We start from the raw sequence: 26,427 nt of genomic DNA, 5'->3' as shown, positions 1-26,427 counted from the left end.
GGATTAAAAGGTTTTTAAAAAAAGAAAAAAACGAAATTTTGATGAAAGAAAATGTTTAGAAAGCGGATACAAAATTAAAAGTTTTATTTTATAAAAAGGGAGCTAAAAAAAACTCCCACAAAAACTTGACTCAATCGGCGATTTAGCTGTCAATTTTGTATGGGCATCGATGGGAATGTTTATTGTTTTTTTCTATACAGACGTAGTGGGTATTTCAGCTGCTGTTGTAGGTACGATAATGCTTGTTTCCCGTTTTTTAGATGGGATTTCAGATGTTGCAATGGGAATAGTAGTGGATCGAACCAAATCCAAACATGGTAAAGCACGACCATGGATTCTGTGGATGTGTGTACCATTTGCCGCTTTGACTGTTTTGTTATTTACGGTGCCGGATGTTAGTGATACAGGGAAAATTATTTATGCGTTTATCACATATAATATACTGACATTAGCCTTTACGGCAGTAGTTATTCCGTATGGAACACTAAATTCATTGATAACCCAAGATCAGCATCAGCGTTCTCTCTTAAATATTTTTAGAATGTTCCTTGCTCAAATAGGGGTTATTCTTGTTAGTAGTTTGACACTTCCATTGGTTGACCTCTTTGGTGGGACACAAACTGGATGGATTATGACATATATTGTGTATGGGATAGTCGCTATTTGTTTGTTTTTATATACCTTTAAAGCAACTAAAGAACGAGTACAAATCACACAAGAAAAAACAGAGGCAAAGATACCATTAAAAGTTAGTTTGAAAGCGTTATTAAAAAATAAATATTGGGCGATGATATTCGGTTTCTTTATTATTTACAGCATGGGAACTGCGCTATGGCAAGGAAGTACCATTTATTACGCCCAATATTTACTTGATAATCAAACTTTAACAGGTATATTAACAATGGCCATTACTATTCCGGTTATTGTTGGCTTCTTCTTTATGCCACCTCTATTTAAGCGATTTGGGAAAAGAAATGTAGTATTAGCTGGTTCAGTTATTTCCATAATTGGTACATTGATTATCATGATTGATATTACCAATATCTATTTCGTAATAATTGGGCAAATCATAAGAGGATTAGGAAAATCGCCGTTTACAGGTGCTTTATGGGCGTTTTTGCCTGACACGATTGAATATGGGGAATATAAAACGGGGGTTAGAAATGAAGGCTTGGTCTATAGCGCCGGCAGTATGGGACAGAAAATAGGTGTTGGCTTCGGAGCAGCTTTAGTAGGATGGGTATTAGGATGGACGGGATATATTGGTGGAGCAGCAGTTCAGCCAGATGAAGCGTTACTTGGGATTAATGCTCTTTTCCTTTACCTGCCACTGGCAACCTATGTTTTACAATCCATCTTACTATTATTCTATAAATTAGATAAAATCTATCCACAAGTCGAAAGAGAGCTTTTAGCAAGAAGAAGTAAATAGTAATTTAAACTGTTTATATGTTAGTAAAGGAAAGGGAAATCCTAATTTAGAGATTTCCCTTTCCTTTATTTAAATATTAATTCCAAGTACTTTAAAAGTGAAGGGAGAAATACATATTGTTATTTGTTTTTTATTTTTTCATACAAATACTGAAATCCGTATAATACATACGGTTTATAGTGTATGTAGATAAAAAATTGCAAATAATTTAAGCGATAGAGTCGAATAATTTTCATTTTTTTTAGAATAGGCATACCGATAAAAGTAAATATCCCATTGGCAATAGCATTCATAAGAGCATATTTTTTTAGATTCCCGTATGAATATTTTAGTATCCACAAAGACATAGGCATATAAGGGCCAATATCAAAGGGAAGCTCATCCCTTACAAAGGATCTACGTTTGTCGTAAAATTTCCACCATTTTTTCTTATGTCCATAGAGGTGATTAATAATTTCAAACAATACAATAAAAGCACCGGCAATGGAGTAGCGATTCATACTGCGCTTTCCTATAAACAATAAAGATAACCACGGCATCAAAATGATAAAGAAATTAAAAAGCTTATGCCTATTTGTTGCCATTACGAAATTCACCTCAACTAGAATTGTTTTGTATCCTTATTAAAATATCCAAACATCATCAAAAAATACTTAATATTGTTTTTCACTTGTCAAGAATTCATAACATGTAGAAAAGAAAGCGAATAGGTGATTACTAAATGGGGAGATATCCCGAATGGATACGAGATTAATTGCTGTTAATTTCATAAATAGTAATAGAGAATAACATTTCAAGATTCTATATAAATAAATGAAATTTGGTTGAGTATTGTAGTTGGAATTTTAAAAAAATAAAAAAATAACATTTACAAGCAGTAAATAGAGGGATATTATAACCCATATAAAGTTATGGTTTGTATAAAAAAACAACCAAGAATTAAATACCTTATAAATTAACATCTTGGATAAAACAGATAACAGAATATTTTAGGTAATCGTTACATTGGTCAGAACCTAGTATCTTTCCAGTTAATATGAAAAGGAATGTAACCAATAGTGAGGCTCATCAATAGAGTAATAGTTTTTAGACTATCTGTTTAAAACCATCAAATCAATAGCTAAATTTAAAACCGTATGGAGGAACTTATCAGGTCTGTAGCTAACCGTTTAACCAATATTCCTTTTTCAAGTATTAGAGAAATTTTTGATGAAGCAAATGCGATGCAAAAAAGTGGGATAAATATTACACATATGGAAATAGGAAGACCAGATTTTGATCCCCCAATACATATTAAAGAAGCTGCCAAATGCCGCATTGCAAGAGGGATTTGTTCATTATACAGCAAATAACGGTATTCAAGAATTGAGAGAAGCAATTGCAGTCAAGCTAAAAAGGGAAAATAAGATACATGTTGATCCTAATAAAGAAATAGTTGTTTCGGTTGGGTGTAAAGAAGCCATTGTCAGCATGATTCTTGCATTTATTAATCCTGGTGATGAAGTGTTGATTCCTGATCCTGCCTGGCTTGAATATCAATATATCGTCGAGCTTGCTGGAGGGGTATCCGTGTCGATTCCTTTACGGGAAGAGGAGGACTTTATACTTAATCCAGAGGATGTAAGAGCTAGGATAACAAGTAAAACGAAAATGATTCTTTTAAATTCTCCTCATAATCCAACAGGGGCAGTATTGCCAGAGGCTTATTTAAAAGAATTGGCTGACATTGCGATTAATCATAATCTATTAGTCTTATCCGATGAAATCTATGAAAAATTAATTTATGAAGATGCAGAACATATAAGCATTGCTACATTGCCAGGTATGTTTGAGCGGACAATTACGATAAACGGCTTTTCCAAGGCATATGCGATGGATGGCTGGAGATTAGGCTATGCAGCTGGTCCTGAAAAGCTGATGAAACCAATTATGAAAGTGCATCAATATAATACTTCTAGCGCTACTTCGTTTGCACAATATGGCGCGGTTGCTGCCTATTTGGGGACTCAGGAACCTGTTTTTAAAATGGTTCAAGAGTTTGATAAACGACGTCAATTATTAGTTAATAGATTACAGGAATTAGATTATGTTAGTTGTGTTGTTCCTAAAGGAGCCTTTTATGTTTTCCCTTCTTTCAAGGGGATTGGCATGACGTCAAAGGAATTGGCGACCTTTCTTTTAAGAGAAGCACAGATTGCTTGTGTTCCTGGATCTGCGTTTGGAAACTATGGAGAGGGTTATCTCCGCATGGCCTATTCAACGGAGTATAAGCAAATCGATGAGGCAATGGATCGACTAGGAGAAGCGCTGAAAAAATTAACAGTAAAAGGCTAGTTATGTAGATCATTAGATTTCGAAATGTGAAATTCAAATCATAATACAATCGCAATAACTACTAGGAGATACTAAATGTTTATCTGGAGGTCAAAAACTTGAAGCTTTTAATCATGTTAAGAGATGCTTTCTATGAAGCAAATCCTAAATTTATAGAAGATGCAAAGCAACTAGGTGAAGTGAAACTATTATATACCGATCATGGAATTGGGAAAGAGGAATTGAAAAAGGAAGTTAAAGATGTAGATATTATTATTGTTGCAGTAGTAAAAATTGATAGCGAAGTAATAGAAGCTGCCCCGAATTTAAAATACATTATAAAATATGGAGCTGGCTATGACAATATTGATGTCGATTATGCCTATGAAAAAGGAATTTTAGTAACAAATGCTCCTGGTGTAAATGCCCAATCAGTCGCTGATCTTGCGTTCGGTTTGATGTTATCAGCTGCAAGAAATATTCCTAAAAAAGATCAAGAGATAAAATCAGGAAACTGGGAATTGTCAATGGGCAATGAAATTTATCAGAAGAAGCTAGGTATCATAGGCTTTGGGTCCATTGCGAAGGCAATCGCAAAACGTGCAATCGGGTTTGATATGGAAACAATAGTATACACGAACTATCCAAATCAAACGATAGCTGACCCATTAAATATAACATTTGTAGATAAAGAAGAATTGTTTAAAACGGCTGACTATCTTATTATTGCCACTTCTTTAAACGATAAAAATAGGCATTTGATTAATAGTGAAACATTAAGTTTAATGAAAGCAACTGCTTACATCATCAATATATCTCGGGGTCCATTAGTGAACGAAATAGATTTAGTCAAGGCGCTTGAGGAGAAAAGAATTAAAGGTGCAGCATTAGACGTATTTGAGGTAGAGCCACCTATTAATGATTTACCGGGAAGAAAGGAGATTGTTGCGACCCCGCATATTGGAGGAGCCACCTTTGAATCTATAAAAAGAGTAGGTGACTTATCTATAGCTAATATAAAGAAATTTGTTCTTAAGGAAGAGCTTGAATTTGTTGTGGTTCCGAAGCAAAAAACGTAACTTTCTTTTATATGATTTTAAATCAGCCCCTCCATCTTAAGACGGAGGGCTATTTGTTATTTTTTTATAGAGTTTTATAAGCAAAGACGTAATGCAATTATGTTTGTGGTAGCTGCAAATCTTTCTCTAATGTTGTTAGAGAACAAAGCAATAACTATTATGATATATACATATTCTTCTGTCTATCCCTAGAGGATTTGATATATTCGGCTAATCTTTCTATTGGTAAATTAGTACTTCTATTTTTAGCATAAACAATATGTATATATCTTGGTGGTGAATATTTTCCTAGATTGGTAATTTTGAAAGGAAGCATGTCATAAGAATCTGTTTTGTTGAAATTTCTTAATTGAACAAAATCTAAGATGAAGGATAAAGGGAGAAAACTATAACCTAGACCACTTGAAATCATGCTGATAAGTGCATAGGTATCATTTACTTCTTGAATATTTTCAGGAATTTCACCTAACATATTTAGTAGGATTTCATTTGCATCGTGTCTGAGTGGTAAAGATTTATTAAAAAGAATAAAAGGTTTATTTACTAATTTTTTTTTATCTAATGGATTTGAATCACTTTTGGGACCAATTAAGACAATATCATCCTTATAAATAGGAATAAATTCAAGCTCTTCTTGTGGCTTACAATAACAAACAATTCCAAAATGTAATTCGCCAAATAAGACTAGATCCAATACTAAATCTGTTAATTCTGAAGTGATATTGCATTTTAGGTTTGGGTCAAATTCATTAATACTAGATAATATATCAGGCAAAAGGGAAGTAGCAAGTGGTCTCGTTATACCTATTTTTAGATTTTTATTTAAAGTCGTAGAATGAAAAAAATCACCGTCTTGATCGAGTATATTTCCTGAATCAAACTCCCGAACCATCTTGAGAGCTTTTACTAAAAAGGAGGTTCCAGGTATGGTAAGCTCCACTCCTTTTTTACTTCTCTCAACTAGTTGGACCCCTACCTCAGTTTCTAATTTTTTTAATTTTGAAGTTAAAGCTGGCTGGGTGATATGAAGCATATGAGATGCTTTTGTAATGCTTTTTTCTCTAACAATAGTTATAAAAGAATCTAGCGAATTTAAATCCAATCCATTTCACCTCTCATTAATATTAAATTGTATTTTTGTATATTTATGCATACTTATCATATAACTTATCAGAAAATTTAGTATTTTTCAATATTGTTATCCATAGTTTTTTTCTATTACCACTATTACCATAAAATTTATTATAGTAATTACAAGAAACAGAATATTCTAAAAACGGAGGGAATGTAATGAAAGAAAATCTAATGAAAAAAACAATTCAGGAGTTAGCCCCTTTAATTAGGAATAAGGAGGTATCGCCAGTTGAGTTAGTCAATCAATGCATCGAGAGAATTGAGATAACAGAGCCTAATATTAATGCTTTTATTACCGTTTTAGAGGATAGTGCAAAAGAAAAAGCCAAAATTGCAGAAAAGGAAATATTAAAAGGAAATTATAAAGGAGTACTGCATGGTATACCATATTCAGCCAAAGATTTGTATACAACCAAAGGAGTTAAAACAACAGCTGGCTCTAAAATCCTTTCAAATTATGTACCAGATTTTGATGCGACCTCTGTATCAAAATTGAATAACGCAGGAGCTATCTTGGTAGGTAAAAATAATTTACATGAGTTTGCTTACGGAGGAACGAATGAAAATGAACATTTTGGGCCAACTGGTAACCCGTGGAATCCGGCCATGATTCCTGGTGGATCTAGTGGTGGGTCAGGAGCAACTGTAGCAGCATCAAGTTCTATTTTCTCATTAGGTACAGATACAGGTGGTTCCATTAGGATACCAGCAGCGTTATGTGGAGTAGTTGGAATCAAAGCAACTTATGGGAGAGTAAGTAGGAATGGAGTATTACCGTTAAGTTCGTCTCTCGATCATGCAGGTCCTTTGGCAAAAACAACATGGGATACTGCTGCCGTTCTTTCTGTAATGGCTGGTTATGATTCAAAGGATGCTAGTTCATCAAAAAAAGAAGTTCCAAATTACTTTGAAGCATTTACAGAAGATAACCTTTCCTTAGAAGGTGTAACAATTGGAATTTGCGAAGAATATTATTTTGAAAATTTAGATCCAGAAGTAGATAAGAATGTTCGTGAATCCATAGCATTATTTAAAAAAATGGGGGCAACCATTGTAAAAGTAGAACTTCCGTTTTTATCTGAGTCAGTTCAACTTCAAAGTATCCTTACTACAGCTGAAGCATATAGTTATCATTCTAGTTTCTTAAAGGAACGATATGAAGAATATGGTACAAATATACGTACTAGATTAGAAATGGGACAATACACTCCAGCGTGGGCTTACATACAGGCACAAAGATTAAGACAAAAAACGAAAGAGAATTGGAATGAAGTATATAAAACTATTGATTTACTACTCGCACCAACTACTGCTATTCCAGCATTTCCAATTAATTGTGAAACGATTACTTTTGGAAACAAAGAAATAAATCCAAGAGATTTAGGAGTACTTGCTAGAACTTCTCCAAGTAACTTTAATGGTTACCCATCAATCTCTGTTCCGTGTGGTTTTACAGAATCAGGATTACCAATAGGATTACAATTACAAGGTCGACCATTTGAAGAGTTATTGGTGTTCAGAGCAGCCAATTCATTTGAGAAAGCATATGAAGTTGCTAAATCTGATAGAGGAGTAGTCGTTTAAAAATTGGAAGGAGCGATTTTATAATGGAAAAGGTGTTAGAAATGGAGCAGTTAGTTACTAATTTTGCTACCAAGGAGGGTCTAGTACCTGCCGTTAGAGGAGTCAACCTCTCTGTTGAGAGAGGGAAGACTCTGGTAATACTTGGTGAATCTGGTTCCGGTAAAAGTGTAACATTGCGTTCCATCTTACGCTTAACTCCTCCTGGAGCAGTTATAGAAGGTTCCATTAAATATCAGGGGGAAGATTTGTTAAAAAAGACTAGAAAAGACATTCAATCTATAAGAGGAAATAGAATAGCAATGATCTTTCAAGATTCTCTGTCAGCGTTTGATCCGCTTTACAAAGTAGGAAAGCAAATAGAAGAAACTATTCTATCTCACCAAAAAATAAAGCGAAGTGAAGCGAAAGCACAAGTTATAGAGCTTTTCCGAAAAGTAGGAATTCCTTCTCCAGAACAACGAGTAAAAGCATATCCACATGAAATGAGTGGAGGTATGAGACAACGTGCTGTTATTTCGATGGCTCTATCTTGTCAGCCAGAAATATTACTAGCAGATGAGCCAACTACTGCTTTGGATGTAACGATTCAAGCACAAATCCTTAACCTTTTTAAACAAATACAAGCTGAATATGGGATGTCAATTGTATTAGTAACACATGATATCGGTGTAGCTGCAGAGATGGCTGATGATATAGCAGTTATGTATGCTGGCAAAATCGTAGAGTATGGAAAAGCGAAACAAGTGATTTCTAGACCCAACCATCCGTACACGAAAGGATTAATTGCAGCAACTCCTAGGCAAGGTCAGAAAGGTACACTAACAGCTATTCATGGAAAGCCACCATTAATAACAAATATGCCTAAGGGATGTGCTTTTGCTGATAGATGCCCTAATGTAATGGATTTCTGTAGAACATTAAATCCAAACTTGAAAAAATTGCCGAATGATAGTGAAGTCGCTTGTTTATTATATGAAAATACTGGGTTACCGAAAGAAATCGTACATGTTTAACTGATTCAAACAATAAAGGGGAAATCATATGAGGCCTAATAATACTAAATCATACTTTAGATGTATCTTACTGGTAATGATTGCAGTAGTAATTTTAACAGCATGTAATGGGAATAAATCAACAAGTTCTAATGAAACTCAAAGCTTAGTAATTGCAATGTCTGCTTCTAATATACCAAGCCCTGATACTACACCTACGGAAGGGTATGAAGGTTATCGTTTTGTTGGTCACCAACTATATGATGGTTTAGTAGGTTGGGATTTAACACAAGGTGAACAACCAGCAGACATAACTGCAGGATTAGCAGAGTCATGGGAAACATCTGAAGAGGATCCTACTATTTGGACTTTTCATTTACGTGAGAATGTAACATTCCATGATGGAAGCCCGTTTAATGCTGATTCTGTTGTGTTTGCCTTTGATAGAATAAGTAATCCAGATTCAGAGTTTTATAATTCAAGTGTTGCTGGTGGAGTTTTATCTTATTTAAAGTATGTAGAAAGTTACGAAAAAATTGATGATTATACTTTTCAAATTAAAACAACGGAACCCTACAGTTTTTTACCCTATGATTTAACGTTTATTTTAATTCCTAGCACGGAAGCAGTAAAAGAATATGGGGAAGATTATGTAAGTCACCCATCTGGGACTGGTCCATTTAAATTCGTAAGCATGAGTCAAGGGGAAGAGTTGGTGATGGAAAAAAATGAATCCTATTGGGGTGAGATACCGAAAGTAGATCAAGTTATCTTAAAGCCGATGCCAGATGCTTCTTCTAGATTAGCAGGATTACAATCAGGCCAAGTAAACTGGGCAGAAATACCTCCAACAGAATCTATAGACCAATTAAAGTCATCGGGATTCCAAGTTTTATTAAATGACTATCCACACATTTGGCCATATTTGTTAAATCTGAAAGAAGAACCATGGAATGATGTAAGGGTGAGACAAGCAGCAAATTATGCTATTGATCGCGATGCTTTAGCAAACTCTTTATTAAATGGTGTTGCTAAACCTGCTACCCAAGTTTTATACGAGGGGCATCCTTGGTATAACGAAGAAGCTACACAATATACTTATGATCCAGAAAAAGCAAAAGAACTGCTAAAAGAAGCAGGATATCCTAATGGTTTTGATACAACTTTTGTTGTACCAACTAGTGGTTCTGGTAATATGTGGCCATTAGAAATGAATGAATTTGTTCAAAAAAATCTTAAAGAAGTAGGAATTAATGTGGAAATTGAAGCGATTGAGTGGCAGACATTAATTACAGAGTATCGTGCTGGATTCCCAGATGATAGAGAAGTAGGGGCTTATAATATTTCCTTAGCACCAATTGCTCCTTGGGTATTTGACCGCTATTTTGCAACAAGTTCATTTATACCAAATGGATCAAATATTATGGAATATTCGAATGAAGAATTAGATGAAGTTATTCAGAAAGCTCGTGAAACCTTTGATACAGTTGAAAGGGATCAATACTTAAAAGAAGCTGGAAAGATAGTCGCTGATGATGCACCTTGGATATTTGTTGTACATGATCTAAATTTAAGAGTGTTATCAGAAAATGTAAAAGGATTTGTGCAACCACAATCATGGTTTGCAGATTTAAAAACTATTTCTATTGAATAACTGAAGATACATTTATAAAGATAATAAAAAGAAGGTGAATAGATGGCTGGTTTTATTCTGAAAAGATGCTTGCTCATGATTCCTACTTTATTAGGTGTTACTGTTATTGTATTTCTAATGCTACAAATAGTTCCAGGAGATCCTGTAAACTCGTTACTTTCACCTGATGCAACTGAAGAGGACCGTCAGAGAATTGAACAAGAACTAGGGTTAGATAAGTCTTTGGTCGTTCAGTATTTTAGTTGGATAGGTAATACCCTACAAGGAGATTTCGGGAGGTCTATTATTAAACAGTTAGCGGTTAATGATTTATTATTTGATGCATTGGGGAATACCTTTATATTAGCCTTTGGAGCAGCAGTTTTTGCTTTCAGTTTGAGTTTGATAATTGGAGTTTATAGTGCTTATCATCCTAAATCATGGATAGCTTCTCTCGGAAATATTATTGGTCTTACAGGTGTAAGTATTCCAAACTTTTGGGCAGCACTTATTTTAATAGGAATTTTTTCTGTTATGTTGGGTTGGCTCCCTTCAGCAGGAATGAAAGGTATTGGAGGGGGAGGCATAAGTGATACAATCACTCATTTAATACTACCTGCCATAGCAGTAGGAATGACTACTTTAGGAGTAATGACAAGAATGATTAGAAGTTCAGTAGTAGATCTCTTGCAAAAGGATTTTATCATTACTTTACAAGCAAAAGGAGCAGGTTCTTTTATTATCTTAATGCATGTATTGAAAAATTGTACGCCAACGATTTTAACTGTAGCAGGATTACAAGTAGGGTATTTGATAGGTGGGTCTGTATTGGTTGAAACAGTATTTTCCTGGCCAGGAGTAGGACAGTTAATCTATCAAGGGATAAGTCAAAGGGATTTTCCTATTATTCAGGCAGGAGTACTAGTAATAAGTATTTTATTTGTATTAATCAATCTTATCGTTGATATTTTACATGCTGTTGTTGATCCAAGAATACGCCAAGCATAAGGAGGGAGAAAAATGATAACAGAAAATACTGAACGTATTAATACTGCTACAACAATTTTAACGAGAAAAGAAAAAGAGGATTCTACAACAAAAAAAGTAATAAGGGTTTTTTGTAAGAATCGTATTGCTTTTGTTTCATTTATAGTTTTACTGATTATAATTTTTTCCTGCCTTTTAGCTCCATTAATAGCACAATATGATCCTCTTGAAGGAGAGATTACGGATAGATTGCTAGTGATAGGTTCAGAAGGTCATATTTTAGGAACAGATGAACAAGGAAGAGATATGTTAACGAGAATCCTATATGGAGGAAGGCTTAGTTTGCTAGCTGGTATTGTTCCTGTACTAATTGCTGGTTTCATTGGTAGTTTTCTCGGTATTGTAGCAGGATACTTTGGGGGCGTTTTAAATACCATCATTATGCGAACACTCGATATATTTTATGCTTTTCCGGCTATATTGCTAGCAATTGGTATTTCTGCCGCACTAGGACAAGGAATAAATAATATAATTATTGCTATTTCTATCGTTTTTATTCCCCCAGTAGCTAGAATAGCAGAATCAGCAGTAAAGGGGGTGAGGGAAGAAGAATTTATAGAAGCTGCAAAATCAAGTGGAGCAAGAAATTTCTCCATAATCCGTTATCACATCATTATGAATGTATTCAGTAGATTATTTGTGTATTGTACAACACAGATTAGTATAAGTCTTGTTCTTGCGTCCGGTCTAAGTTTCTTAGGTTTGGGTGTATCTCCACCAAATCCTGAATGGGGAATTATGTTAAATAATTTGAAACAACAAATATTTATAAATCCCCTACTAACTATCATCCCAGGGTTATTTATTTTTATTACGGCCTTAGCAATTAATTTAGTGTCAGATGGATTGAGGGATGCATTAGAAATCAAAGAATAATAGAGGTGAGAATATTGGGAGTAATACTTGAAGCAGTGGAACTTAAGAAAACATTTCCAATTAAGGGGTGGTTAGGTAAGACTAAGGGAGCTGTATCAGCAGTACATGATGTATCGTTTTCCTTAAAAGAACAATCAACAATTGGAATAGTAGGAGAATCGGGTTGTGGAAAATCAACATTGGCTAGATTAATAATGCGGCTTATAGAACCAGATCAAGGCAAAGTCCTTTTTAGAGGAAAAGATATCCTGACTTTATCTGGAGCGGAGTTACAAAGTGTTCGAAAAAAAATACAAATGGTGTTTCAAAATCCTTATTCCTCCATAAATCCGAAGTTAACAATAATAGATAATGTTGCATTTAGTTTATGGGAAAATGGAGTCTCTAAGCAGGAAGCGAGAAAAAAAGCAAATTATTATCTAGAGGCAGTTGGATTACCGAGATCATACGCAACGCGATATCCGAGTAGTTTAAGTGGTGGGCAAAGGCAACGTGTAGCTATTGCAAGAGCTCTGGTTTTAGAGCCAGAAATTATTATTGCAGATGAGGCGGTTTCGGCTTTAGATAAGTCTGTACAAGCACAAGTACTGAATTTGTTGCAAGAATTAAAGACTGAATTTTCTTTATCTTTAGTGTTTATTTCACATGATTTAAATGTAGTGGAATATATAAGTGATGAAGTAATGGTCATGTATTTAGGGAAAGTAGTAGAAAAAGGTATTGCTAATCAAATATATGAAACACCAAATCATCCTTATACAAGAGCATTATTAAATTCTGTTCCATCTATGGAAGTAGGAGTGTCTACATTAAATAATTCACCTATTACAGGAGAGTTACCAAGTCCGATGAATCCACCATCGGGTTGCAGATTTAGAACAAGATGTCCTCATGCGATTGAACAATGTTCAAACATGTACCCACCAGAAATAGAAATAAGAACAGGACAAAAAGTATCATGTATTTTATATGAAAGCAGCTCGAGAGAAAAAGTACTACTTTAAGTAGAAATAAAGATAATAAGGAGGATTAATTATGAAGCAATATCTAAATCCAAATGAAACGGTGCTAATTTTAGTAGATATTCAAAATGATTTTTGTCATGAAGAAGGTGCCTGTTCTAAAATGGGGCGTGATGTAACGGGAGCTCAAGAAATTATTCCACAGGTAGAATTATTAATGGAGAATGCGAGAGAAATAAATATCCCCATTGTTTTTATTCAAATGACACAAGATGAACATACGATATCAGATGCATGGACTAATCGTCCAAGACCAGCAGGATATACGGACCCATTAGATATTTGCAAAAAGGGATCCTGGGGAACAGAATTTTATAAAGTCTCTCCAAGAGAAGAGGATATCATTGTAGAAAAGCATCGGTATAGTGGATTCATAGGGACAGATTTAGATATGATTTTACGAAATTTAAATTGCAAATCTATTATCTTAACTGGGGTTGCTACTAATGTTTGTGTGGAATCTACAGCAAGAGACGGATTTATGCTCGATTACCATGTAACAGTAGTTAAGGATGCTAGTGCTGGGTATATTCCGGCATTACATGAAGCTACATTTGCTAATATTCAAAATAATTTTGGAATGGCATTGGAGACAACTGAAATAATTAATTACTGGTCTAAGTTAAAATCAATGGTTTAATAGTCTATTTAAAAATAGGGAGCGTGTTATAAATGAATCTAGAATTATTAAAGAATATCAGTGTTGAAATAAATGGTAGAACGTTTGATCCAGCCTTAGAAAAACAATTAGAAGTTTACGCAATAGGATTACAACCTGTACTTGATGGTCTTAGAGAAGTTTCAAAAGAATTTCCATTAGCCTTAGAGCCAGCACCTGTGTATTCTCCAGAGTAAGAAGAAAATGCTTTCCATTAGTATGTAATGGAAAGCATAGTTTTTTAATAGAATCCATTTAGAAAGAGGGAATTAGAAAATGGAAACCGTTCAATTAATGACTATTGCAAGTATTGGTGAGCAGTTAAAAAGTAAAGAATTATCACCTGTAGAATTATTAAAAAATATGCTTAAAAGAATTAATAAATATGAAAGTAAACTAAATACTTTTATTACCTTAATGACAGACATTGCAGAGAAACAAGCAGAAAATGCGGAAAAAGATATTATAAATGGGGACTACAAAGGTCCATTACATGGAATTCCTATTTCCCTAAAAGATATCATTGCTTATGCAAATATACCAATGACAAATGGCTCAAGAGTTAATCCTGAATATATTCCAGCTACTCATGCAACAGTAACAAAAAAATTACTAGAATCAGGTGTTGTTATCATAGGGAAAGCTCATTTACATGAATTTGCCTATAAGGGCCCACATCCGCACTATGGATGGACGAAAAACCCTTGGGATTTAAATAGAGTACCTGGCGGATCAAGTTCTGGCTCTGGATCAGGGGTTCAAGCTGGATTCGGGCTTGCCTCTATAGGGACAGATACAGGTGGGTCTATTCGCATGCCTGCCAGTTTATGTGGTGTTGTTGGTCTAAAACCAACTTATGGTAGAGTTAGCCGACATGGTGTAACTCCCCTATCTTGGACATTAGATCATATTGGTCCCTTAACTAGAACATGTGAAGATGCCGCAATTCTTCTAGAAGCTATTTCAGGATATGATGTAAAAGATGAATCATCCTATAAACATTCAAAATGGAATATCAATGGATTTAATAAAAATGAAAGCTTAAAGGGGAAAAAGCTAGGAGTTCCAGTTTCGTATATCTTTGATTCTCTCCATGAGGATACAGCAATTTTTTTCAAAAAGGCCTTAAAAACTTTTGAATATTATGGTGCTGAAATTATACCTTTAGAAATACCTAACTTGAATAGATTAAGAGAGGCACATAATACAATTTTAACCTCTGAAGCGTACTCCTTTCATATGCATAATCTTGAGGGAAAAGCAGATGGTTATGGTCCTGATTTAAGACCAGCTTTTGAAATAGGGCAATTCTATACAGCTGAATCGTATATTCAAGCACAAAGGTATAGAAAAAAGATATCGCAAGAATTTAAGGAGATATTTAATAAAGTAGATGTTATTTTGACACCAACGTTTCCTGATGTAGCTCCTGAAATAGAATTATATGAAAAAGAGGTTTCATTCTGGCGTGGAAAATTTACTTTTATTGCGAATATTTTAGGTTTACCTGCTTTGTCATTGCCATGTGGTTTTTCAAAAGAAAATCTGCCAATTGGCCTTCAAATTATAGGTTCTCCTTATTCTGAAGGTGAAGTTTTATCAATAGGTTCAGTATTTGAGCAACAAGAAGAATATTATAAAGTCCTGCCTAATGAAGTACTTTGGGAAGGGTGATTCTAGCAAGCAAATGAAAGGAAGAGCAGTTTGGATGAGGAAACGAATGTAGAAACTAGAAAGACTAAGCATGGCGTTTTGATTGCCATGCTATTAGGTTCATTCAGTGTAATATTAAATAACAGTATATTAAATATTTCTATTCCGTCTTTTATGCATATGTTTGATATTAATGCAACGGAGGCACAAAATGTAATTGTTGGTTTTATGATACCCATGATGGTAACAATGACATTATCCGGGTATATTGCTGATTTATTTACTCGAAAGCTAGTATATATACTTGGTATGTTATTGTTTTTATGTGGATCCTTATTAGGAACTATCGCTTGGGACTTTCCATCATTAGTTATGTTTCGAGTGGTTCAGGGAATTGGTGGCGGTCTTGTAATGCCCTTGAGCATTTCCATATTATTTAGTTATTTTCCGAAAGAGGAAAGAGGATTTGCTACAGGAATATGGGGTGTTGCAGCGATGATGGCACCTGCTATAGGACCAACAATCGGGGGATTAATTTTAGAGTATAGCTCTTGGAAAATGCTATTTGCAATGAATATTCCTACAAGCATTATTTGCATCTTTTCAACTAGTTACTTTATTAAAGAAAAGTGGCAGAAAAAGAAGCTTAAGTTTGATATGATGGGATTTTTATGTATTACCTTAGGTATTGTATGCTTAACGTTAGGGATTAATAGAATTCCTTATGGCTTTACAGAAAATAATTGGTTGACTATATGTCTAATTTTAGTAGGATGTATTGGATTTGTATTATTTATCTATACTGAATTACATACAAAGTTTCCCTTAATCGACTTGAGAATATTTAGAAATTCCATTTTTACTAATAGTACCATCATTGTAGCAGTTTGTACGGCTAGTCTTTTTAGTGGTGTATTATTATTACCTTTACTTTTACAAGAAGTTCTCCATTTTAGCGCTCTGGCAACAGGTTTTATCTTATTTCCACAAGGAATTGTGATGGGCATAGCAATGACGATAGGTGGGAAAATATTAGATCGAAGTGGTGTAAGATTTATTTTGCCACTAGGTATATTACTGTTATCAAGTGTAACCTTCATTTTAGGTCTAACTGCTGGTAATATTAGTGAGATGTTATTAATTACCTTATTAATAATTAGGGGATTTGGTATAGGGTTTATAAACACACCAGCTACTACAGCAGGATTAAATGCATTACCTGAATTCCAAGTATCTCGGGCAATGTCAATGAATAACGTAATAAGACAACTTATTGGAGCGATAACAATTGTGTTGTTTTCTATGTTTTTTGAAACTAGGCGGATTATATATATGGAGCATATGTCGGAACAAGAAGCTGGTATATTATCAATACAACAATCCTTTTTAATTATGAGTATAATAATATTACTGCTCATACCATTCTCTTTAAAAATGAGCTATAAGAACAAAAAAATAAATAATATGTCGCTACGTAAATTAGGATAAGATGGGACAGGGGGTCTGACCCCCTGTCCCACAAAATATTAAAAAAATAAGTGCATAAGTAGTGAAATATTTCAGGATTCGTAATACAATATGTAAAGCAACAAATGCTTCCTTCTTTGAAAGAAGCATTTTTTTGGGTTCATATTCGAAAGAATATAGAAAATTTATTGTAGGAAGGCGATAGAAAATTGAACACAATATCCAATACTAAAAGGCTACAAATTGCTTTTCTGTTGGGATCATTATCCCTATTAGGTCCATTTACAATCGATACATATTTACCTGCGTTTCCAACGATTGTTGAGGAATTTCACACGAGTGCCTCTCTTGTGCAAGTTAGTTTAACGACTTGCTTATTAGGATTAGGTTTAGGCCAGTTAATTATTGGGCCAATGAGTGATGTACAGGGCCGTCGAAAACCATTGCTTATTTTTCTCGGTTTATATTTATTATCTTCATTAGTCTGTGCGGTAGCGCCAAATATCTATATGTTGATTGTTTCACGATTCATACAAGGATTTGCAGCGGCAGGTGGTCTTGTTATTTCAAGAGCTGTTGTTCGAGATCTTTATAGTGGAAGAGAACTAACAAAGTTTTTTGCTACATTGATGTTGATTGGAAACCTTGGACCAATTGTGGCGCCAATTATCGGCGGGGCTATTCTTTCCTTTGCAAATTGGAAAGTGGTTTTTCTTGTTTTAACATGTGTTGGCGCCATTTTGACTGTAGTCGTTTCCTTTAAACTAGAAGAAACGTTACCAATTGAAAAACGTGTACCAAGCAATATGAAACAAGTAGTCATGAATTTCGGTTCCTTATTAAAAGACCGTGAATTTGCCGGTTATGCATTTACACAAGGCTTTACCACAGCAGGAATCTTTGCCTATGTATCTGGTATTTCTTTTGTTTACCAAAATATTTATGGTGTTTCCCCTCAAGTCTTTAGTTTATTGTTTGGAATAAACGGGGTTGGCTTAATTATTGGAACACAAATTGTTGGTCGATTATCTAGATTTTCGGAGAAAACCTTCTTGAAAAGTGGTTTAGTTCTTTCTATGTCAGCTTCTATTTTGTTAGTAATTGCGATTTTATTACATGCACCATTACTAGCTGTTGCAATCCCGATTTTCCTATTCGTCACTTCTATCAGTATAATTGGTACATCATCCTTCTCTTTAGCAATGGAAACAAAGGGACATATGGCAGGAAGTGCATCTGCATTATTAGGCTTATTACCATTTTTACTAGGTTCATTAACTGCACCATTAGTAGGAATTGGCGGAGAATATACAGCGCTACCGATGGGAGTTATCATCTTCGCATCAAGCTTATTAGCTTTCTTATCCTACTTTGTATTAGTGCGAAAAGCTTCTTTAAAAGTGAATACACCAAAGCATGTTACGCATAATTAATGAAATATATCTTTTCTTTAAAACAGGTACTTTCGAATGAGAAAGTGCCTGTTTTTTTTTGGAGAAAGAAGAAATTTGTCTGATTCTTTTCGATAAATGACAAAATAGTTTGATAAAATGAACGAGAAAAGAAAATAGAGTTAACACTAGCTCCAAATGCATGGAAAGCTAATTTCTTTATTATTTCACAGGAAATATAAATCAGCTAATAATGAGGAGGTATGACGGATGTCAAAACCTAAAGTGCTGCAAATATTACCCATGTATCATGAAGCAGCTGAGAAAATCTTAAACAATAAGGCAGAGGTTATAAGAACAGATGATTATAGTATGGAAAATTTATGTGAATTAGTTAAAGCGGTGGATGCAGTAGTTTTAAGAGCGCCTGCACGAATAGAAAAAGAAGTAATTGAAGCTAATCCTCATTTAAAAGTGATTTCTGGAGCAGGAGTTGGGCTTGATAATATTGATGTTGCATATGCTACAAAGGTAGGGATTCCAGTATTGCATGCACCTTCCGTAAATAAAGTTTCCACTGCAGAGCATACCGTAATGTTTATCATGGCATTAAGTAAGTCCCTTCTAAACTTTCATAAAGAAATGGAAAAAGGAAACTTTGATTCGAGGAATCGAATAAGTACCCAAGAATTAAAGGGGAAGAAAGTAGGGCTAATAGGTTTCGGGAGCATTGCACAAGAGGTAGCAAAACGATTAGTATATGGGTTAGATATGAAGGTATCAGCTTGGGTAAGAGAGGTTAGTCCTACTAAACAGAAAAAAGCGAATGATCTAGAAGTGGAAATTACCGACGATATCAAAAAAGTATTTGCTGAGTCTGACTTTATATCTATACATATTCCATTAAATGAAGAAACGAAATATTCCATTGATAATGCGTTATTTTCCTTGATGAAACCAACAGCATATATCATTAACACAGCAAGAGGGGCTGTCATTAATCAAGAGGATTTATACACGATTTTATCAGCCAATAAAATCGCAGGAGCTGCCCTTGATGTCTATGAAGCGGAGCCAATATCAAAAGACAACAAATTATTAAGCTTATCCAATGTGCTACTCACCCCACATGTAGGTGGAACAACAAGGGAAAGTAATTATATTATGGCGACTACTGTTGCACAAAATGTTATTAATTTCTTAAATGGAGAGGAGCCAGAGTTTGTTGCTAATCCGGGTGTTTTTGGGAAGGTTGCACTGCAGGAGCTAGATCGAAAGAAAAACGAAGGAAGTGCAACAAGTATTAACACTGTACATAGTTGGAGTGAGTAGAATGAATTAATATATTTGGTGAATTACATAAATAGAAGTTACTTCGCTAAATAATTCTGTAGAATTACAGGAAGAATTGTTTCAAATAGAGATTAAAACAAAGTTAAAAAAACTGTAACCTGTGGAATTTTCTACTAAAAACATGAGAATTTATATCCTTTTTGAAATTAAAGATCAAAAGAGAGGATGGAACGTTTAAAAACTTATATAATGCGTAAGTAGCGAATTTATAATAAAGAAAACTCACCTTCATGGAGAGTTTTCTTTAATTATCATCATAAGGTTATATAAAATTTTACTCTATCGTCTTCTTCATCGCATTATACATATTTTCCACATGCTTATCCGAATCATCACGTGACATTCTCAAGCGATTGACAGAACTTCCATATCCAATTTCCATCTTTCCTTCTTCTAATCCTTGGAAAATTCCATCTGCGAAGGCATCCAATGGTTCGCCACTTGTATGTAAGCCAGCACCGCCTAAATCTGTATTCACAGCAGGAGGAGCAACTTCGATTACTTCTACTGAAGTATCAGAAAGCTGGTGTCTTAAACTCATGGTGAAGGAATGCATTGCCGCTTTTGTTGCTGAATAAATTGGAGCAATTGCCATCGGTGTAAAGGCTAAGCCTGATGTTACATTAATAATGGTCGCATTTTCTTTTTCTGAAAAATAGGGTGCAAACAGCATAGACAGATGGATAGAAGCTTCCATATTAATGGTGATTTCTTTGTTAAAATAAACCCAATCATTCTTCGCATCTGCTTTTAACACATTAAAACGTTGTTGAATTCCTGCGTTGTTCACTAACACATTCACGTCTGGATAGTTCGCTGTCACCCAATCGAATAATGCAATACGGTCAGCTTCCACTGCTAAATCGCTCACAAATGTAATAAGGTCAGGGAATTTTTCTTTCGCCTGTTGAAGTACCTCTTCTCGGCGACCACAAACAATCACTTGATTTCCTGCTTTCATAAATCGGTCTGCAAAAGCTAAACCGATCCCGGCGCTTCCACCTGTAATTAGAATTGTATTGCTTGAGAGTTTCATTTGGATTCCTCTTTTCGAATTATTTTATACTATATATAGATACCAAATTTCTTCCTATATTCTTTCCTCTATCTTTTTCGTATACCGTGCTATTTTTACATCAATTCCTTTTAGGGATTCCTCCATTAACGATATTTCAGCGACTACATCTTGCCTGTGATTTTCCATCATTGCCAGTCGTAGCTGAATGGTGCTGTCTCCTTCTATAATCCAATCAATATATTGTTTAATCTTTTTTATAGGCATATGCGTATTCTTTAAACAGATAACTGTTCCGAGGAGTTCCATTTGATTTTCTGAAAATAACCGCCTTCCAGCTTCATCACGTTCTATTAATGGAAGCAGTCCTTGCTTTTCATAATATCTTATCGTTGATTCAGGAATATTAAATTTAGCTGATGCATCACTGATATGACAAAATTTCATTCGGAGACCTCCATTCATTGTCGACAGAATTAGTATACGACTTAAACTACGGTTTAAGTCAAGTAGTCTAATGAAGGGACCCTTAAATCAATAAAAAAAGAGCATATGATTGCCATTCTTAAATAAATATTAGTTCTGATTTTCTTCCTAATCATGCTAAGAAATGCACATAGGAATGTGGTCTGTGCATAAGTTGTTCGAAAGAGCCGAATTCTACTATATTCCCGTCTATCAAAAAAGAGTTGGCTATAAGGGGGGAAAGGCTTATCTATCTTTGATATGGTTACATTCGTTCCAAAAGAAGAACGTGGCAATGATATCGAGATGGATGTCAAAAGCAAAGCTGAATTAGAAGCACTATTAGCTGGTGAAGAGGGAGATAACTTTCCAAAACGTCGCGGGATTGATTTTTATCATCGCTACAAAGAAGACATCGCTCTTTTTGCAGAGATGGGCTTTAAAACTTTCCGTATGTCTATTTCTTGGCCACGTATTTTTCCAAATGGGGACGACTTAGAACCTAATGAAGAGGGCTTAGCCTTTTATGATAAAGTATTTGACGAGTTAGCTAAATATGGAATTGAGCCATTAGTGACGCTATCACATTATGAAATTCCATTGAATCTTGTGCAAAAATACAATGGATGGCTGGATCGTCGTTTAGTAGACTTCTTTGTTCGTTATGCAGAGACTGTCTTTAACCGCTATAAAGATAAGGTGAAATATTGGTTAACGTTTAATGAAATTAATATCTCAACTCTTTCTCCTTACATTGGAAGTGGTATTTTAATTGATGAGGTAGAAAATAAGGAACAAGCCATTTATCAAGCTCTGCATCATCAATTTGTGGCGAGTTCAAGAGCGGTAAAAGCCTGCCATGAGATTATTCCAAATGCATAGATTGGTTGTATGCTAGCACGAATGGAAGTCTATCCCGAAACATGTAATCCAGATGATGTATTAGCAGCCTTGGAAGAGGATCAGAAGAATTTATTTTTCACAGATGTTCAAGTGCGCGGATACTATCCAAGCTTTATGCTAAGCTACTTTGAGAAAAATGATATTCAGATTGATATGCTGCCAGGAGATGAGGAACTGCTTTTACAACATACAGTAGACTTCCTATCATTTAGCTACTACATGTCTATGGTTGCGAGTGGAGCACCAGATAAGTTAAAGGAAAAAGGGAACTTCTTCTCTGGAATTAAAAACCCGTATTTAGAATCATCTGATTGGGGATGGCAGATTGACCCGAAAGGATTACGCATCACGTTAAAGAAAATGTATGATCGCTATCAAGTGCCATTATTTATCGTGGAAAATGGATTAGGAGCATATGATGAGGTGGAAGACGATGGCTCTATTAATGATGATTATCGCATTGCCTATATGCGAGCGCATATTGAGCAGATGAAAGAGGCAATCGAAGATGGAGTTGATTTAATCGGCTACACAAGCTGGGGATGCATCGACCTAATTTCTGCTGGTACCTCTGAAATGTCTAAACGATACGGATTTATCTATGTAGACCAAGATGATTATGGTAATGGGACATTAAAAAGAACAAAGAAAAAATCGTTTGACTGGTACAAACAGGTGATTTCTACTAACGGCCAAGCGTTATAGAATTTGAAATTAAAAATAGTGCTTCTTTCTTTTATGAAGGAGTACTATTTTTTATTTTTTGGAAAAAATAATTGATTTTTTAGAATTAATAAACAAATCATAATATATTGATATAATAAAAAGAGTGTGCTAAAATGTTCCAGTCAAGCATCTTTGTGAGTGATTCTTTAGAACATTTTTCAGCGGAAGATGAATAATATTCTAAGTTTTCTATTAATACAAAACAATCTAAGAAATGATATGATTCTATCTTTTATTTAAGTATCTACATAGGTTACATAAGTAATAACATTTTTTAGAATAATAATTATATTATATGTATATAAGGAGAGGTTTTAAATGAGATATCTTTCTCTATTTATGGTAGCGTTCTTATTCTTACTTGCAGGATGTGGAAATGCAGCAGATGAGAAAAAGGAAGAAGTAGTAAAAGAAGAAAGTAATGCAAACGAAGAAACAAAAGCTAAAGAATTAACAGAAGAAGATAAGAAATATATTAGCTTATTAGAAAAAGGCGACTATCAAACCATTATTGATGAAACAATTGGCTTTGCTAGTGATGCACAAGTGAACTTTTATTTCCTAGCAAATGCTTTCAAAGCTGTTCCAGATTATTCATTAAGTCAAACCTATTTGAATAAATCAAAATATATCCCAGCTGAAATTGAAGATGAAGTAAATAAGTTAAAAGAAGAGATAGATGCTAACATCGAAAAAGAGGGAGCTTAAGCTCTTTAATCTGATGCTTGACCGAATACAAAGATTTAATGAAGAGCCTTGTTAGAAGTATTCTGGCAAGGTTTTTCGTATTTTTGAAAATGGTAAAATCGAGGTACTGAAATCAATCAATTCTTTTCAAACGGAAAAAAGGATGACGAGAAAGAAATCAACTAAAATGTAGTTGATTTGTTTCTTGTCATCCTTCATATGTTTTGTAAAAATCAATTGCCTTTTGGATATAGGGCTGTTCTTCTGGTGGCACTTCTTCTTCATGGTAAATGGCGGAAACAGGACATACTGCTTCACATGCACCACAATCAATACAAATATCTGGGTCAATATAAAATTGATCTTCTCCCTTTGCAATACAATCTACAGGACAAACATCTACACAATCGCCTGCTTTTTCATGCATACATGGTGAAGTTATAACGAATGGCATGGAATTTCCCCTCTCTCCATTTATAAATATTATTAAGATCTTATGCTGAGTAGTACTTCATTCATTCGATTTATATTTTCTCGGATCTTTACGGCACTTAAGTAATCAATCTTATCATGATAGCTTTCGGGCTGTTCCCTTTGCTCATCAATGGACATATGTTGATATTCATCAATGCCCCCCGTTGATGCTTGATAATCCTCCATTAAACTTGCTTCTAATTGTTGGACTAGATTGTTTATTCTATCCAAGCTTTGTGTCATGGAAATCGCAGTGTTGATGATTTCTTCGTCTGATTGTGTCAGATTTTCCATTCGGTTATTCTGTTCTTGTAAATCATTTTTTACTTGCTGAAGCATCGTATCTTTGTCTGCATCTACTTTCATATGATCAAGGATTTGTAACGTGTCGCCCATCAATATTTGCAACCTTTTTGAGGCGTTTTCCATAGAGATCCCACCTTTAAGCATTGTATCTATAAAATGTACATAAAATTAGCATAATATACATGTTCTTAGGAGTGCTCTCGATATTTTCTAGGCGAAAAGCGAGTGATCTTTTTCAAATTACGATGAAAAGATCGCAAATTATTGTACCCACAGTTCCATGCAATTTCGCCAATTGGCTGTTGACTATTCTCTAACTGATAACAAGCCTGTGAAGATAATGTTTGAATGTAGCCATTCGTAATGATAAAAAAGCTAGGAAGTCAGACTTGCTAGCTTTTTCTGTATTCCGTACTCAGTCAATGATTTCCAATCCTAATAGAGCGGAAAATTGAATAGCTTGATAAGTAGAAACCTTACAGCCACGTAAATCTGATGGAGATACTACGAGTGATTGGAAAGTGGATGTGCTTATGTCGACTCCATTAAGAGAGGTTCTTTCAAAATTCGCCCCGTCCATCATGCATGCTTTAAACTCAACCTTTTTAAAGATACAGTCGTAATAATCAGATGATTCTATTGATGAATCTTGAAACTGAACTTTTTCTAATTTAGAACTACCGAATGCTGCTAAATTCAGTAAAGAATCCATAAATTGAACATTTCCAAACCGAGAATCTGTAAAATCGACACCTAATAATTTGCAATTGCGGAATGTACACTTGTGTATAGAAGAAATGTTCATTTTCGCATTAGAAAAATCACAGTTTTCAAATGCAACATCTGTCATTTCAATACCAGAAAAATCAGTGTTGATAAATTTGCAATTTTTCAGCACCATTTTAGATAATCGCACTTTATTTAATACTTCATCATTAAAAATCGAATGCTGAATCTGGCACATTTCTAGCTCTAGATCTTCCTCATATAATATGTCGTGAAAATTCTTTGAAGGTAATTCAGTTGGAATTTTTGGTGTTTCTATTTTCATATAATTACCCCTCCCCATTTAGATTCCTGTGTGATAACTATATGAAAAGATGGATTTAATTTAAAGACTGTATTTTTTTGGGGATTTATGTACAAGTATAACGTCGCTAGAGGGGGTGAGGATATAATCGGAAGTAGAAATGGACTATCTTAGCTTTATTTATTCTTAAGAGAGAAAGGAAATGATCTAAAAAACGCAGATATGATCCAAACAGCCAAAAATAGGAATTAATGCAAAATATACTTTCAAAAAAGCTCTCCGTAATGGGAGAGCTTTACAAAAAATTTTCATCCCGAAATAGCCACTGAAAAGAACGCAACAATACCTAATATAGTTAAAAGTTGGAAAACAATCCCGATTACACTACATATTAAACCAGCTGTTGCAAAACCTCTCCCAATTTCATTCGTTTTGTTGATTTCATTAACTGCTTTTCTCCAATAGACGATGCTAATTATTCCTAAGATAAGACCAATGAAGGGAATGAATAACGATAAAATACCGAACGTTAACGAAATGACTGAACTAGTATTTGTTCGATTATTCATGGCATGCTCACACTCCTTTTTATCTATTACTTGTTTAATTATTCTTAACTGACATTTTCCATGCAAAGGAAAGCGTATGTTTCATGCTTATGTAAAGTAATACGAATAACTGCAAATAATGTTTCAGGAGTTCTTTCTACAATGGTTCACATAACTTGGATTATTCAAGGAAAACTAGTCAATGGAGGTGAATAAGTATGTCAAACAGAAAAGCAGATCCATCAACAATTGGTTTAGGATCCACTCAACCGGAAGGACAAGGGACAACTACAAAGGAAACGGGAAGAGCAAAGGCAGATTCTTCTCGAAAAAAACAAAAGAAGTCTTCATGATTAGTAACGAGAGCAAACAGGTGGAAGCAATTCCACCTGTTTTTTGTATTTTCGTTTAGATGTTAGTTAGAGTTTAGTATTGGCACGGTTTATGTCTATCGCTAATTGAAAATTGATGCAGGATTGAGCTGTATGATTGAAAGGCAGGTGGATATGATCCAAAACCAATAAATAATCCAAAGGCAGGTGGATATGATCCAAAAACGAAATAAATGATCCGAAGGGAGGCAGATATGATCCGAAAATTACATAAATAATCCAAAGGCAGGTGGATATGATCCAAAAC

General features: G+C 34.5%; 26 protein-coding genes and 1 pseudogene. 18 read left to right on the top strand and 9 right to left on the bottom strand.

The window, feature by feature from the left end; translation table 11 throughout:
- Positions 1 to 133: 133 nt before the first annotated feature.
- A complete protein-coding gene (locus tag ACTQ5K_RS19965) occupies positions 134 to 1,432 on the top strand; it encodes an MFS transporter (protein WP_269320383.1) in 1,299 nt (432 codons plus the stop codon).
- A gap of 119 nt (positions 1,433 to 1,551) precedes the next feature.
- On the opposite strand, the gene ACTQ5K_RS19960 is transcribed toward ACTQ5K_RS19965, so the two are convergent.
- Positions 1,552 to 2,016, bottom strand: coding sequence for a hypothetical protein (locus ACTQ5K_RS19960; RefSeq protein WP_031537955.1), 465 nt, complete (start codon positions 2,014 to 2,016; stop codon positions 1,552 to 1,554).
- 691 nt (positions 2,017 to 2,707) lie between these two features.
- On the opposite strand from ACTQ5K_RS19960, the gene ACTQ5K_RS19955 reads away from it, so the two are divergent.
- The gene (locus tag ACTQ5K_RS19955) at positions 2,708 to 3,766 is read left to right on the top strand and encodes a pyridoxal phosphate-dependent aminotransferase (RefSeq protein ID WP_441994219.1); all 1,059 of its coding nucleotides are present in this window, start codon (positions 2,708 to 2,710) and stop codon (positions 3,764 to 3,766) included.
- Positions 3,767 to 3,864: 98 nt separating this feature from the next.
- Positions 3,865 to 4,824, top strand: coding sequence for a phosphoglycerate dehydrogenase (locus ACTQ5K_RS19950; protein WP_251629850.1), 960 nt, complete (start codon positions 3,865 to 3,867; stop codon positions 4,822 to 4,824).
- Positions 4,825 to 4,981: 157 nt separating this feature from the next.
- Here the strand turns inward: ACTQ5K_RS19950 and ACTQ5K_RS19945 are convergent, their stop codons facing one another.
- Positions 4,982 to 5,926: a LysR family transcriptional regulator gene (locus ACTQ5K_RS19945; RefSeq protein WP_251629852.1), complete on the bottom strand. Its 945-nt coding sequence runs from the start codon at positions 5,924 to 5,926 to the stop codon at positions 4,982 to 4,984.
- Between the two features lie 188 nt (positions 5,927 to 6,114).
- Here ACTQ5K_RS19945 and ACTQ5K_RS19940 point away from each other — a divergent pair, with 188 nt between their 5' ends.
- From ACTQ5K_RS19940 to ACTQ5K_RS19885, 12 genes are all read left to right on the top strand, one after another.
- Positions 6,115 to 7,542 carry an amidase gene (locus ACTQ5K_RS19940; protein ID WP_251629854.1) on the top strand — a complete coding sequence of 476 codons (1,428 nt, stop codon included), beginning with the start codon at positions 6,115 to 6,117 and terminating at the stop codon, positions 7,540 to 7,542.
- A gap of 23 nt (positions 7,543 to 7,565) precedes the next feature.
- Complete coding sequence (locus tag ACTQ5K_RS19935) at positions 7,566 to 8,555, top strand: ABC transporter ATP-binding protein (protein ID WP_251629857.1); 990 nt, start codon at positions 7,566 to 7,568, stop codon at positions 8,553 to 8,555.
- 28 nt (positions 8,556 to 8,583) lie between these two features.
- Positions 8,584 to 10,188, top strand: a complete 1,605-nt coding sequence (locus ACTQ5K_RS19930; protein ID WP_251629859.1) for an ABC transporter substrate-binding protein — start codon at positions 8,584 to 8,586, stop codon at positions 10,186 to 10,188.
- Positions 10,189 to 10,230: 42 nt separating this feature from the next.
- Positions 10,231 to 11,175, top strand: a complete 945-nt coding sequence (locus tag ACTQ5K_RS19925) for an ABC transporter permease (RefSeq protein WP_031537948.1) — start codon at positions 10,231 to 10,233, stop codon at positions 11,173 to 11,175.
- A gap of 12 nt (positions 11,176 to 11,187) precedes the next feature.
- Positions 11,188 to 12,090, top strand: coding sequence for an ABC transporter permease (locus ACTQ5K_RS19920; protein WP_031537947.1), 903 nt, complete (start codon positions 11,188 to 11,190; stop codon positions 12,088 to 12,090).
- Positions 12,091 to 12,095: 5 nt separating this feature from the next.
- On the top strand, positions 12,096 to 13,094 hold the full coding sequence (locus ACTQ5K_RS19915) for an ABC transporter ATP-binding protein (RefSeq protein WP_251629861.1): 999 nt from the start codon (positions 12,096 to 12,098) through the stop codon (positions 13,092 to 13,094).
- Positions 13,095 to 13,125: 31 nt separating this feature from the next.
- Positions 13,126 to 13,752: a cysteine hydrolase family protein gene (locus tag ACTQ5K_RS19910; protein ID WP_031537945.1), complete on the top strand. Its 627-nt coding sequence runs from the start codon at positions 13,126 to 13,128 to the stop codon at positions 13,750 to 13,752.
- A 32-nt stretch (positions 13,753 to 13,784) separates the two neighbouring features.
- Positions 13,785 to 13,967: a hypothetical protein gene (locus ACTQ5K_RS19905; RefSeq protein ID WP_031537944.1), complete on the top strand. Its 183-nt coding sequence runs from the start codon at positions 13,785 to 13,787 to the stop codon at positions 13,965 to 13,967.
- A gap of 79 nt (positions 13,968 to 14,046) precedes the next feature.
- The gene (locus ACTQ5K_RS19900) at positions 14,047 to 15,444 is read left to right on the top strand and encodes an amidase (RefSeq protein WP_251629863.1); all 1,398 of its coding nucleotides are present in this window, start codon (positions 14,047 to 14,049) and stop codon (positions 15,442 to 15,444) included.
- A gap of 30 nt (positions 15,445 to 15,474) precedes the next feature.
- Positions 15,475 to 16,911 (top strand): DHA2 family efflux MFS transporter permease subunit, encoded by a 1,437-nt coding sequence (locus tag ACTQ5K_RS19895; protein WP_251629865.1) that lies wholly within the window; start codon positions 15,475 to 15,477, stop codon positions 16,909 to 16,911.
- Positions 16,912 to 17,099: 188 nt separating this feature from the next.
- Positions 17,100 to 18,323, top strand: coding sequence for a Bcr/CflA family multidrug efflux MFS transporter (locus tag ACTQ5K_RS19890; RefSeq protein WP_251629867.1), 1,224 nt, complete (start codon positions 17,100 to 17,102; stop codon positions 18,321 to 18,323).
- Between the two features lie 228 nt (positions 18,324 to 18,551).
- Complete coding sequence (locus ACTQ5K_RS19885) at positions 18,552 to 19,613, top strand: hydroxyacid dehydrogenase (RefSeq protein ID WP_251629869.1); 1,062 nt, start codon at positions 18,552 to 18,554, stop codon at positions 19,611 to 19,613.
- Between the two features lie 295 nt (positions 19,614 to 19,908).
- On the opposite strand, the gene ACTQ5K_RS19880 is transcribed toward ACTQ5K_RS19885, so the two are convergent.
- Both ACTQ5K_RS19880 and ACTQ5K_RS19875 read right to left on the bottom strand, forming a co-directional pair.
- A complete protein-coding gene (locus tag ACTQ5K_RS19880) occupies positions 19,909 to 20,670 on the bottom strand; it encodes an SDR family oxidoreductase (protein ID WP_251629871.1) in 762 nt (253 codons plus the stop codon).
- A 54-nt stretch (positions 20,671 to 20,724) separates the two neighbouring features.
- Positions 20,725 to 21,096, bottom strand: coding sequence for a MerR family transcriptional regulator (locus ACTQ5K_RS19875; RefSeq protein WP_251629873.1), 372 nt, complete (start codon positions 21,094 to 21,096; stop codon positions 20,725 to 20,727).
- A 255-nt stretch (positions 21,097 to 21,351) separates the two neighbouring features.
- On the opposite strand from ACTQ5K_RS19875, the pseudogene ACTQ5K_RS19870 reads away from it, so the two are divergent.
- Positions 21,352 to 22,722 (top strand): annotated as a pseudogene (locus ACTQ5K_RS19870) (glycoside hydrolase family 1 protein); the annotation flags it as partial.
- A gap of 339 nt (positions 22,723 to 23,061) precedes the next feature.
- Entirely contained in the window at positions 23,062 to 23,451 is a 390-nt protein-coding gene (locus ACTQ5K_RS19865) for a hypothetical protein (protein WP_031537934.1), read from the top strand.
- 187 nt (positions 23,452 to 23,638) lie between these two features.
- Here the strand turns inward: ACTQ5K_RS19865 and ACTQ5K_RS19860 are convergent, their stop codons facing one another.
- From ACTQ5K_RS19860 to ACTQ5K_RS19840, 5 genes are all read right to left on the bottom strand, one after another.
- Positions 23,639 to 23,884 (bottom strand): indolepyruvate ferredoxin oxidoreductase subunit alpha, encoded by a 246-nt coding sequence (locus ACTQ5K_RS19860; RefSeq protein WP_031537933.1) that lies wholly within the window; start codon positions 23,882 to 23,884, stop codon positions 23,639 to 23,641.
- Between the two features lie 32 nt (positions 23,885 to 23,916).
- Positions 23,917 to 24,333: a hypothetical protein gene (locus ACTQ5K_RS19855; protein WP_251629874.1), complete on the bottom strand. Its 417-nt coding sequence runs from the start codon at positions 24,331 to 24,333 to the stop codon at positions 23,917 to 23,919.
- Between the two features lie 65 nt (positions 24,334 to 24,398).
- Entirely contained in the window at positions 24,399 to 24,560 is a 162-nt protein-coding gene (locus ACTQ5K_RS19850) for a helix-turn-helix domain-containing protein (protein ID WP_081836649.1), read from the bottom strand.
- 65 nt (positions 24,561 to 24,625) lie between these two features.
- Complete coding sequence (locus tag ACTQ5K_RS19845) at positions 24,626 to 25,261, bottom strand: pentapeptide repeat-containing protein (protein WP_251629875.1); 636 nt, start codon at positions 25,259 to 25,261, stop codon at positions 24,626 to 24,628.
- Positions 25,262 to 25,548: 287 nt separating this feature from the next.
- Entirely contained in the window at positions 25,549 to 25,809 is a 261-nt protein-coding gene (locus tag ACTQ5K_RS19840) for a DUF4190 domain-containing protein (protein WP_031537930.1), read from the bottom strand.
- Positions 25,810 to 26,006: 197 nt separating this feature from the next.
- On the opposite strand from ACTQ5K_RS19840, the gene ACTQ5K_RS19835 reads away from it, so the two are divergent.
- Positions 26,007 to 26,141, top strand: coding sequence for a YuzL family protein (locus ACTQ5K_RS19835; RefSeq protein WP_109769024.1), 135 nt, complete (start codon positions 26,007 to 26,009; stop codon positions 26,139 to 26,141).
- Positions 26,142 to 26,427 lie beyond the last annotated feature (286 nt).

The organism is Niallia sp. Sow4_A1, from assembly GCF_052116745.1.
GTDB classification, from domain to species: domain Bacteria; phylum Bacillota; class Bacilli; order Bacillales; family Cytobacillaceae; genus Niallia; species Niallia hominis.
The sequence above is the reverse complement of the archived record's forward strand: the minus strand, read 5'-3'. Positions and strand labels throughout refer to the sequence as shown.